Below are 9804 nucleotides of genomic sequence, written 5' to 3' on the forward strand. Positions count from 1 at the left end.
ATCCCTTAGCCCTTCATTCTATGAATCGTCGCACTTTTCTAGCCACCACCACCGCGGCTGCTGCCGCCAGCCACTCTCTCGGACGCACCACGCAGAATCCTCCACCGCCAGCCGGGCGCCGGGTGACGCTGCTGCACATGGCTGATACGCACGCACAACTCGAAACGCACCCTGACTATATGCCCGGTGAAACGCCGGAGATTCAGGACATGGGCGGCTTCGCGCGACTCAAGACGGCGATCGATCGCGAGCGCGCAACGGTCGCCGGCGCGAGCTTTCTCGTGGATAGCGGCGATGCCGTGCAAGGTTCCGGACCGGCCGCATGGACGCAGGGCGAGGTCGTGATCGCGCCGTTGAACGCACTCGGGCTCGATGCGTTTGTGCCGGGAAACTGGGAGGTAGTTTACGGGCCGGAGCGTTTCAAGGCGCTGATGGCGAAAGTTGCCGCACCGGTCATCGCCTACAACTTCCATGACACCACCACGGGCCAGCGGCTCTTTGCACCTGCAGTCACTTTGGAAAAGGACGGCGTCCGCGTTTCCTTCATCGGCATCGCCGATCCAACGACGACCGTGCGCCAGCCGCCCAAGCAGGTCCGTGGCCTTGATTCCACGCGGCTGGACGGACTGCGCGATTTCGTGAAAGCGACGCGCGAGAAGGAGCGGGCGGATCTCGTCGTCATCATTTCGCACTCCGGCCTCACTGTCTCGCGCCAGCTTGCGCGCGAGATTCCTGAACTCGACGTGATCCTCTCCGGCCATACCCACGAACGCACTGTCGAACCGATCATCGAAGGCAAGGTGCTCATCGTGGAGCCGGGCGCCATGGCCTCCTTTCTCGGGCGACTCGACATCACGCTGGGCGAGAAGGGCGGCATCGCGAGCCACGAGTTTCGACTCATCCCGATTCGCGCTCGCGAGTTTCCCGAAGACGCAAAAGTAAAAGCCCTTGTTGATGCCTCGCTCGCGCCGCATCGCGCGCGGATGAACACCGTCGTCGGCCAAACGAGCCGGCAGCTCATGCGCTACGACGTGCTCGAAACAAACACCGACGATTTCATCGCCGACGCCGTGCGCGAGATGACTGGCGCCGACGTCGGCTTCACCAATGGCTTCCGCTTTGGTCCGCCTCTACCGGCTGGCCCGATCACCATCGCAGACCTCTGGAACATGCTGCCGCTCGACACGCGCATGAAGTCCGGCACCGTCACTGGACGGCAGCTTCGCGACTATCTCGAAAACGAGCTGGAACTCGTCTTTTCCAAAGACCCGTGGAAGCTTTCCGGCGGCTGGGGGCCGCGCGCCTCTGGCCTCGCCGTGGTCTTCACCGCCATGAATCCACCCGGCAAACGCGTTGTCTCGCTCAAAGTAAACGACCGCGAGGTGGACGATGCCGCACACTTCACCATCGGTGGCTGCGAGCGCGACGGCGAACCGCTCGCCATGATCTGCCGCCTGCGCGACGCAAGCGAGCCACGGATCGAGCCGCTGAGCGTTCACGAGGCTCTCGTGGAGTATTTGAAAGAGCATCCCGTCATCGCAACCAAGCGTGGTGGACGGTCAGTCGCGACCGATCTCCCGAAAGTGGTTTTCAGCCAGGACGCCACGCTCACCGGCACGACCAACTGCATCCCGCGCGCGCTGCGCAAAATCTGACCGGCGAAGGGGCGCTCCACTTCGCCAGCCAATGCCGAAAGCCGGTCACTTCAGCGCTTCATTGAGCAGGTGCAACGCCTCCATGATGCGGTCGTGATGCGCTATGGTGGCCTCGTGCTTCTGCTTCTGTTTCTCATGGCATGCTTCAGCGTGTACATGTGTAGAGGTTGGCGTGCTCCCTGTCTTCTCGTGCTCGTGCGTGGCGATCTCCGCCTCGTGCGCGCGGATGCGCTGCTTGGGGAGAGCGAGCTCCTCCTGCACCCGTTTCAGGATGGCGGCGGCCTCCTCGTGATCGGTGGTCCACTCGGCGTGGTCGTTTTTCCATCCGGAGTTATCCAGTTTGTCCTTGGAGTGTTCGGTGGCGGTGGTGTTTTTAGGTGAAATGCGTTTCCGGCCAGATCTGGCTGCGGTCGTCTTCAGGACTGCTCCAAGATGCCGGATGGAGCCGGGACGTCGCGGTGCAATGCTGGGCCTATCTTGCGGTGCCGCAGGCACCGGCTTTTCTCATGAGTTCCGGGCGGCAGACCAGGTACGCCACGAACCGGCGAGATTGCGCACGCGGAAGCCGTTTTGCGCTAGCAGGCGGCACGCAAAATAGCTGCGCTGGCCGCTCTGGCAGGAGGCGATGATCTCCTTGTCCTTCGGCAGTTCGTGCATACGTCCGCGCAGTTCATCCAGCGGAATGTGCAGGGAACCGGGGATGCCGCCCTTGGCGCGCTCATCGGCACGTCGCACGTCCAGCACGAGCGTCTTGTCAGGATCAAGCGTGGCGATCTCATGCCACTGCGCGAGCACCACATCTCCGGCGAGAACGTTTTGCGCGGCCATCCCTGCGAGATTCACGGGATCTTTGGCAGAGCCAAATGGCGGCGCATAGGCCAGCTCCAGCTCGGCGAGATCATCCATGGTCATGCCGGCTTTGAGCGCCGTGGCCAGGACATCGAGGCGCTTGTCCACACCATCGCGGCCCACTGCCTGGGCTCCGAGCAATCTGCCGGTCTCCGGGTCGAAAAGCACTTTCATCGCGATGGGTTCCGCACCGGGATAATAGCCTGCATGAGAAGCCGGGTGCAGATGCAGCGCATGGTAGGGGCTGCCTGTGGCACGCAGCGTCTTTTCGTTCGCCCCGGTACAGCCTGCTGTGAGGCCAAAGAGCCGCAGTACGGCCGTGCCCTGCGTTCCTTTGTAGTTGGCGCTGCGACCCATGATGTTGTCTGCAGCGATGCGGCCCTGCCGGTTCGCCGGACCCGCCAGCGGGATCAGGCTCCACGCTCCGGTAACGACATCGCGCACTTCCACGACATCGCCGACGGCATAGATCGCCGCATCGCTCGTCTGCATGCGCTCATTCACGCGAATGCCACCGTGTCCGCCGATCTCCAGACCGGCGGCCCTGGCCAGGGCGCTTTCAGGTTTCACGCCCATGCCGAGCACGACGATATCCGCAGGCAGACGGCGGCCATCTTTGAGCACCACCACGGAGGCCCGGGCAGGCTCGGCATCGGTCGGTGCTTCAAATGCGGCTACGGCGCTACCGGTGCAGAGCACGACGCCATGCTGTTTGAGTTCCAGATGCAGCCACGCGGCCATCTCGGGGTCGAGCGGTGCCATGACCTGCGGCAGTGCTTCGACGAGCGTCACGGAGACGCCGCCATGCCGCACAAGCTGCTCCGCCATTTCCAAACCAATGTAACCGCCGCCGACCACCACGGCACGGGTGTCCCCGGTCTCGCTGAGCCATGATTTGATCCGCACCACATCCGGCACGTTGCGCACCACGAAATGGCCTTCGCGCTGAATGCCGGGAATTGGCGGAGACAGTGGTGCCGCCCCCGTGGAAATGACGAGCGCATCGTAGGGCAGCGCGTACTCACGTCCGTTCGTCAGCTCGCGCACGTTCACCACTTTGGCCTCGCGATCAATCGACACGACCTCGCTGTTTACGCGCACGTCGAGGTTGAAACGCGCGTGCAGGCTCTTCGGTGTCTGCACCAGCAGATCCTCCTCTTGCGAGATCTCACCGCCCACAAAGTAAGGCAGGCCGCAGTTGGCAAAAGAGACATGGGGGCCGCGCTCCAGCACGGTGATTTCACAGGTTTCGGAAAGACGGCGTGCACGCGCTGCGGCACTGGCACCACCGGCCACGCCTCCGATGATGACCAGACGTTGGGGTTTCATGAAGGTTGGGAGCGGGATTTTTCAAAACGAGCGACGAGCGCAAAGACAACCGCCGCGAGCACCACCAGTCCCGCATACCATGCCCATTCCGGCAGCGTGGTGAGTTCAGGCAGGCGCTTTTTGCCGAGATCCGCCACCGGAAGGATGTTCGCGGCGATCCAGTCGTAGCACAGCGCATAGGCCGCCGCACCGACGAGCATCCCCAGAAAGCCCACGAGCGCATCCAGCTTGCCTGTAGCGATGGCCGCAATGCCGGTGCCAGGGCAGTAGCCGTAGATGACCATGCCTATGCCAAAGAGCACGGCACCGAGCACCACGGCGAGCATGGTGGCCGGTTTGATGTGCCAGTTGGACAGCTCCTGGCCGTGCAGGATGAACAGGCCCACGCCACCGACGACGATGGCGGTGAACATGACCTTGAGCACGGTGAAGTCGCGAAAGAGGAACTGCTTCACGATGACATTGAAGTCCGTGACGCCGCCGCGATGCAGCAGCACGCCAAAGATGAAGCCGAAGAGCAGTCCGGCCCAGAGCAAACTGGATCCGGTGATGAAGGCGAGAGGTGTGTGCATGAAATCAGGATTTGGAGGTGCTGCGGAAGAGGAGGAAAGCGGTGACGATGCCGCTGATGAACATGGCGATGAAGAAAGTCCAGCTGCTCACGGCCAGTTGCAGTGAACCACTGATGCCGTGACCACTGGTGCAGCCATCCGCCAGCCGTGCTCCGAAGATGATGACCACACCGCCGATGAACGCGGCGAACAGTCGTTTGCCGACGGAGGGGCCAAAACGCTCGCGCCAGAGGGATGGCACGCTCTCCAGTTTGAAGCTGCCGCTCATCAATGAGCTGACCAGGGCACCAAAAAAACTGCCGAGCACAAACAGGCTGCCGTAGTCCCAGGCAGGCACGGCTTTTTTGGCCCAGTAAGTATTGGCAGTCACGCCGTCCGCGCCCAGCACAGGCAGCGCACATGCGCCAGCGGCCTGCGCGATGCCGGTGGAGATGCCGATGGGCTTGTCTGCCAGCGCAAAGGTGAGGATGCTGAGCACGCCGATCAGCGCGCCAACGAGGTAGGGATTCCAGCGGTGTGTTTTCATGGTTGATGGTGGGAGCCGTGGATTACTCAAACTTGATGTAGGCGAAGCCTTGCAGTTGCAGATCGATCAGACGCGGGAAGGCACCGACGACGAGTTTGACTCCGGGCATCAGTTCGGTGGGTTTCACGCCTTTCTGCTGCATGGTGTTTTCACACAGCTCCACCTGCACACCGCGCTTGATGAGTTCCGCGAGGATCTCGCCGTTTGGATTGGCCGCATCCGCGCCGAGGCGTTTGCGGGCCGCATCATTCACCACGGCGGCGATGCCCGTGCCATGATAGACGAGGTGCAGATGGACCTGATCAGCAGCGATGCCCTGCTTCTCGTAGGTGTTGATGAGTTTGCGGGCGTAAAACAGCCCCTTGTTCACGCCATCGTGAGCCACGTCATCGGTCACTTGATAGACGATGCGCAAGTTCTCGCGCACCTGGATCGGAATGACTTCCGGTTCGGCGGCAGATAGGGAGACGGTGAGGGCGAGGAGGGTGCAGAGCAGGTGTTTCATGGTTGGGTGTCGGGCTGCCACGACATGTAGCCGCGGTGGATGTGCTGGATGTTGCGGAAGCCCATCTGCTTCAGCGCGCCCACGGCCTTGCGGCTGCGAAAGCCGCCGGCGCAGTAAACGAGCACGGGCTTGTTCTTGTCGAGCGCAGTGACCTTGGTTTCGAAGGCCGCGTCACCGATGGATATGTTCACCGCTTTGGGCAGCGCACCGCCTTCAAACTCGCCAGATGACCGCACGTCGAGCACCTGAGTCTCGGGGTGTTCGCGCAGCCACGCATTGGCCTGACCGGCATTGAGGTTCGCACAGATTGAGCCGGGTTGCGCTTTGAAGAGACGGCGGTCCCAGCCGCCTTCATACCAATACCAGAGGCCGATACCGGCGAGGAGAATGACGATGGTCCAGATCATGGAAAATGATGGCATGGGGGTCAGGCTCCGCCGAGCTTTTTCACCTGTTGAGAGAGACGTTTGAGGAGGTTGTTGCAGACGTTGTCACACAGTTCGGTGATGCTGGGGTCGGCGATGAAGCAGATGGCGGTCAGACCTTCGCGGCGGCGGCCCACCATCCCCGCGTCCACGAGTGATTGCACATGGCGTGAGACATTCGCCTGCGTCAGGCCGGTGGCGGTGACGAGCTCGGTGATGTTTTTTGCGCCCTCCTCTCGAGCGCGCCGGATCTTCAAACGACTGGGCTCCGCGAGCGTACGAAACCAGGAGGCGATCAAAGTGAGCGCCTCTTCTGAGACTGGGGGCAGGTTTTTTTTACGTGCGGCGGGCATGAAGCGAAGGCGGGTTTTAAAGCATCTGCTATATGAGTATAAGATCATACAGTTGATTATAGAAACACCATGGAACGGCTTTCGTCCACAGAAACCTTGTGTCAGCCGGGATGCTTCGCGAACGATTCCCCTTTCACGGCTGCGGTGCCGCTCGTTTTAGGTCCTCTTTTTGAATGCGTAGGTGCTGCATGAGTGACTGGAGGGACTTGCACTGAAAGCGGCCGGGGTTCCACATCATCGCCACGGTGCGGGAGGGCTTTTCGCCACTGAAGGAGCGGTAAGTGCGCTGGACGCTGTTGTCGATCTTCCGCGCCATTTCAGGTATGATGGACACGCCGTGGTTGAGGGACACGAGTTCCTGCACGGTGGCGAGTTGGCTGGTGCGCTCAATGGTGACGGGCTGCACGGATTGCTTCCGGCAAAAAGAGGCAATGTTTTCCGAGAGGCAATGGGCCTCGTTCAACATGACGAAGGGATAGTCGTCCACTGACTCGGCGGTGATATTTTTCTGTGACTCCAGCGGATGTCCGAGCGGGAGCAGCAGGAGCAGTTCTTCATCGAAAAGCGGCTCGAACTCGAGGTGCTTGGCGGAGACGGGCAGCGCGAGGATGGCCAAATCGATCTCGCCATGAGTACAGCGTTTGATCAGCATGTCGGTCGTGTCCTCCTGCACGATGATGGAGATGTCGGGATACTTTTTCGCAAAACTCGACAAAAGGCTGGGCAGGAAGAAAGGGGCGATGGTGGGGATGGCGCCGAGGCGCACCCGCCCGCGCCGCCCTGCCTCCGAAAGCTCGGAAAATGTGTCCTCCATGAGCTTGATGATTTGCTTGGCTCGATCAAGCAGCAGCCCACCGAGGTCGGTGAGTAGGATCTCGCGTGGTTTGCGTTCGAACAAGGGCTGGCCAAGCTGATCTTCGAGTTTTTGGATCGCGCGGCTCAGCGCGGATTGGGAGAGATGCAACTCCTCGGCAGCGCGGGTGAAGTTCTTCGTTCGTGCCAGCACGACGAATTGCACGAGCAGGTGGAGATTGAGTTCGTTTCGCATGAGACAGGTTAATGATGCGTTACGTGCATCGCAAGCATTCAGACAATGCATTGGATGCATGAATACATCTCTGGCACTAAGTTGTATGTTCGGCTCTTAAACGATGTCCGCGACATGGAACCAAAAACCAACCTAATACCATGAAATCATCTCAACCCAAGGCCTGGCTTGCCGCTTTGATATTTAGCCCATTGGTGTGCGCATCTGCACAGGAAAAGTCTGCCCAAGCCACCGACAGCGCAATGAAGTGCCCGGTGATGGGGGTGCCCGCCGCAGCAGGCCGGCATACCGCAGCCGGAGCCATGACCAACAGCGACTGGTGGCCCAACCAGCTCAACCTCAAAATTCTTCACCAAAACTCGCCGCAGGGGAGCCCGATGGGCGAGGGCTTCAACTACGCGGAGGAGTTCAAGAAGCTCGATCTCGCTGCTTTGAAGAAGGATCTCACTGAACTCCTGACCACGTCGCAGAAGTGGTGGCCAGCCGACTACGGAAACTACGGCCCCTTCATGATCCGCATGGCCTGGCACAGCGCTGGCACCTACCGCACGAGCGATGGTCGTGGCGGCGCCGGTTACGGCACGCAGCGCTTTGCACCGTTGAACAGTTGGCCGGACAATGGGAACTTGGACAAGGCGCGCCGCCTTCTCTGGCCCATCAAACAAAAATACGGCAACAAGATCTCGTGGGCCGATCTGATGATCCTCACGGGCAATGTCGCCCTCGAATCCATGGGCTTTAAAACCTTCGGCTTCGCCGGTGGTCGTGCAGATGTGTGGGAGCCGCAGGAAGACATCTTCTGGGGACCTGAGACCACTTGGCTGGGCGACAAACGCTACAAGGATGAGCGCCAGCTTGAAAAGCCTCTCGCCGCCGTGCAGATGGGCCTCATCTATGTGAATCCTGAAGGTCCGAACGGGAAAGCTGACCCACTCGCCGCCGCCAACGACATCCGCGAAACCTTTGGTCGCATGGCCATGAACGATGAGGAAACCGTCGCGCTCATCGCTGGTGGTCACACCTTTGGTAAAGCGCACGGCGCTGGTGACGCGAAGAACGTCGGCCCCGAGCCAGAAGCTGCTCCGTTGCAAGAAATGGGTTTTGGTTGGAAGAACAAGTTCGGCAAAGGCAACGCGGAGGACACCATCACCAGCGGCCTCGAAGGTGCCTGGACCAGTGCTCCCGCCCGCTGGTCGCACATGTATCTCTCCAATCTCTACGCTTATGAATGGGTGCTGACGAAGAGCCCCGCAGGTGCTCAACAGTGGATTCCCAAAGATGGAGCAGGCCAGGGCACCGTGCCTGACGCACATGTCAAAGGCAAGAGTCATGCGCCGATCATGTTCACGACCGACATTGCTATGAAAATGGACCCCGCCTACGGGAAGATCACGAAGCGGTTTCTTGATAATCCGAAAGAGTTTGAGGTCGCTTTTGCCAAGGCTTGGTTCAAGCTCACCCATCGCGACATGGGTCCTGTCGCCCGCTACCTTGGTCCCGAGGTTCCCAAAGAGGCGCTGATCTGGCAGGATCCGCTTCCAGCCGTGGGTCATGAATTGGTGAACGAGCAGGACATCGCCAAGCTCAAGGCCAAGCTCCTTGACTCAGGCATCTCCCCCTCCGAACTCGTTTCCACTGCCTGGGCTTCCGCCTCCACCTTCCGTGGCAGCGACAAGCGTGGTGGTGCCAATGGCGCCCGCATCCGTCTCGCTCCGCAGAAGGATTGGGAGGTCAATCAGCCGCAGCAACTGGCCAAGGTGCTTGCTGTGCTTGAGACGATCCAAAAAGACTTCAACAACGCCCAGTCCGTCAAGAAGGTCTCCCTCGCGGATCTAATCGTTCTAGGTGGCAGCTCTGCTGTCGAAGCAGCCGCAAAGAAGGCCGGATACGATGTGAAAGTGCCCTTCAGCCCCGGTCGCGTGGATGCCACGCAGGAGCAGACCGATGTCGAATCCTTCGCTGTGCTCGAACCGAAGCATGACGGCTTTCGCAACTACCTCGGTCACGAACTTGACCGCCCCGCGCCTGAGAACCTCGTGGATCGTTCCCAGCTCCTCACGCTCTCGGTTCCCGAGATGACCGTGCTCATCGGCGGCATGAGAGTACTTGGTACCACCGCCGGTCATCCCGACCTCGGCGTGCTCACCAAGAATCGAGGTGCACTCACCAACGACTTCTTTGTGAACCTGCTCAGCATTGAAAACGAATGGAAGGTCTCGCCCCGCTGTGAGCACTTCTACGAAGGTGCCGACCGCGAGACCGGCGCCATGAAGTGGATGGCCACCTCAGTGGACCTTGTCTTCGGATCGAATTCCCAGCTCCGCGCCACCGCCGAGGTCTATGCCAGCGAGGACGCCAAGCAGAAGTTCGTTACCGATTTTGTCGCGGCCTGGGCCAAAGTCATGAATCTGGATCGCTTTGATCTGAAGAAGTAAGACGCATTCAGAGCCCTCACAAAACCCCATCCCGGCACCCGCCGAGGTGGGGTTTTTTGCGTGTAGAGGAATGAAACGTCGGCCACCCAACCGTTCAGCCTCTGTCT

At 60.5% G+C, this 9804-nt stretch carries 10 protein-coding genes; 2 read left to right on the forward strand and 8 right to left on the reverse strand.

Annotation, left to right across the window (positions count from 1 at the left end):
- On the forward strand, positions 1-1655 hold a 1655-nt coding region (locus tag PSV43_RS21825; RefSeq protein ID WP_300202709.1), incomplete at its 5' end, for a bifunctional metallophosphatase/5'-nucleotidase.
- 45 nt (positions 1656-1700) lie between these two features.
- Here PSV43_RS21825 and PSV43_RS21830 read toward each other — a convergent pair.
- The 8 genes from PSV43_RS21830 to PSV43_RS21865 form a co-directional block, all read right to left on the reverse strand.
- Positions 1701-2150: a hypothetical protein gene (locus PSV43_RS21830; protein ID WP_300202712.1), complete on the reverse strand. Its 450-nt coding sequence runs from the start codon at positions 2148-2150 to the stop codon at positions 1701-1703.
- Positions 2151-2159: 9 nt separating this feature from the next.
- Positions 2160-3833, reverse strand: a complete 1674-nt coding sequence (locus PSV43_RS21835) for an FAD-dependent oxidoreductase (protein WP_300202715.1) — start codon at positions 3831-3833, stop codon at positions 2160-2162.
- On the reverse strand, positions 3830-4405 hold the full coding sequence (locus PSV43_RS21840) for a DUF6691 family protein (protein WP_300202717.1): 576 nt from the start codon (positions 4403-4405) through the stop codon (positions 3830-3832). Before PSV43_RS21840 ends, PSV43_RS21835 begins: the two co-directional genes overlap by 4 nt.
- Before the next feature lie 4 nt (positions 4406-4409).
- Positions 4410-4931, reverse strand: coding sequence for a YeeE/YedE thiosulfate transporter family protein (locus tag PSV43_RS21845; protein WP_300202719.1), 522 nt, complete (start codon positions 4929-4931; stop codon positions 4410-4412).
- A gap of 22 nt (positions 4932-4953) precedes the next feature.
- Positions 4954-5436, reverse strand: coding sequence for a DsrE family protein (locus tag PSV43_RS21850; RefSeq protein WP_300202722.1), 483 nt, complete (start codon positions 5434-5436; stop codon positions 4954-4956).
- Positions 5433-5858 (reverse strand): rhodanese-like domain-containing protein, encoded by a 426-nt coding sequence (locus tag PSV43_RS21855; RefSeq protein WP_300202725.1) that lies wholly within the window; start codon positions 5856-5858, stop codon positions 5433-5435. Before PSV43_RS21855 ends, PSV43_RS21850 begins: the two co-directional genes overlap by 4 nt.
- Positions 5859-5863: 5 nt before the next feature.
- On the reverse strand, positions 5864-6214 hold the full coding sequence (locus tag PSV43_RS21860; protein WP_300202727.1) for a metalloregulator ArsR/SmtB family transcription factor: 351 nt from the start codon (positions 6212-6214) through the stop codon (positions 5864-5866).
- A 133-nt stretch (positions 6215-6347) separates the two neighbouring features.
- Complete coding sequence (locus PSV43_RS21865; RefSeq protein WP_300202729.1) at positions 6348-7262, reverse strand: LysR family transcriptional regulator; 915 nt, start codon at positions 7260-7262, stop codon at positions 6348-6350.
- 242 nt (positions 7263-7504) lie between these two features.
- Here PSV43_RS21865 and katG point away from each other — a divergent pair, with 242 nt between their 5' ends.
- Positions 7505-9697: a catalase/peroxidase HPI gene (katG, locus tag PSV43_RS21870; protein ID WP_345784683.1), complete on the forward strand. Its 2193-nt coding sequence runs from the start codon at positions 7505-7507 to the stop codon at positions 9695-9697.
- Positions 9698-9804 lie beyond the last annotated feature (107 nt).

Source organism: Prosthecobacter sp., from assembly GCF_029946185.1.
Lineage (GTDB): Bacteria > Verrucomicrobiota > Verrucomicrobiia > Verrucomicrobiales > Verrucomicrobiaceae > Prosthecobacter.

Coding starts and splice junctions, on each gene's coding strand:
- PSV43_RS21860 (WP_300202727.1), bottom strand. CDS start 6,214: ATGCCCGCCGCACGTAAAAAAAACCTGCCCCCAGTCTCAGAAGAGGCG.
- PSV43_RS21865 (WP_300202729.1), bottom strand. CDS start 7,262: ATGCGAAACGAACTCAATCTCCACCTGCTCGTGCAATTCGTCGTGCTG.
- PSV43_RS21850 (WP_300202722.1), bottom strand. CDS start 5,436: ATGAAACACCTGCTCTGCACCCTCCTCGCCCTCACCGTCTCCCTATCT.
- PSV43_RS21840 (WP_300202717.1), bottom strand. CDS start 4,405: ATGCACACACCTCTCGCCTTCATCACCGGATCCAGTTTGCTCTGGGCC.
- PSV43_RS21835 (WP_300202715.1), bottom strand. CDS start 3,833: ATGAAACCCCAACGTCTGGTCATCATCGGAGGCGTGGCCGGTGGTGCC.
- katG (WP_345784683.1), top strand. CDS start 7,505: ATGAAGTGCCCGGTGATGGGGGTGCCCGCCGCAGCAGGCCGGCATACC.
- PSV43_RS21845 (WP_300202719.1), bottom strand. CDS start 4,931: ATGAAAACACACCGCTGGAATCCCTACCTCGTTGGCGCGCTGATCGGC.
- PSV43_RS21855 (WP_300202725.1), bottom strand. CDS start 5,858: ATGCCATCATTTTCCATGATCTGGACCATCGTCATTCTCCTCGCCGGT.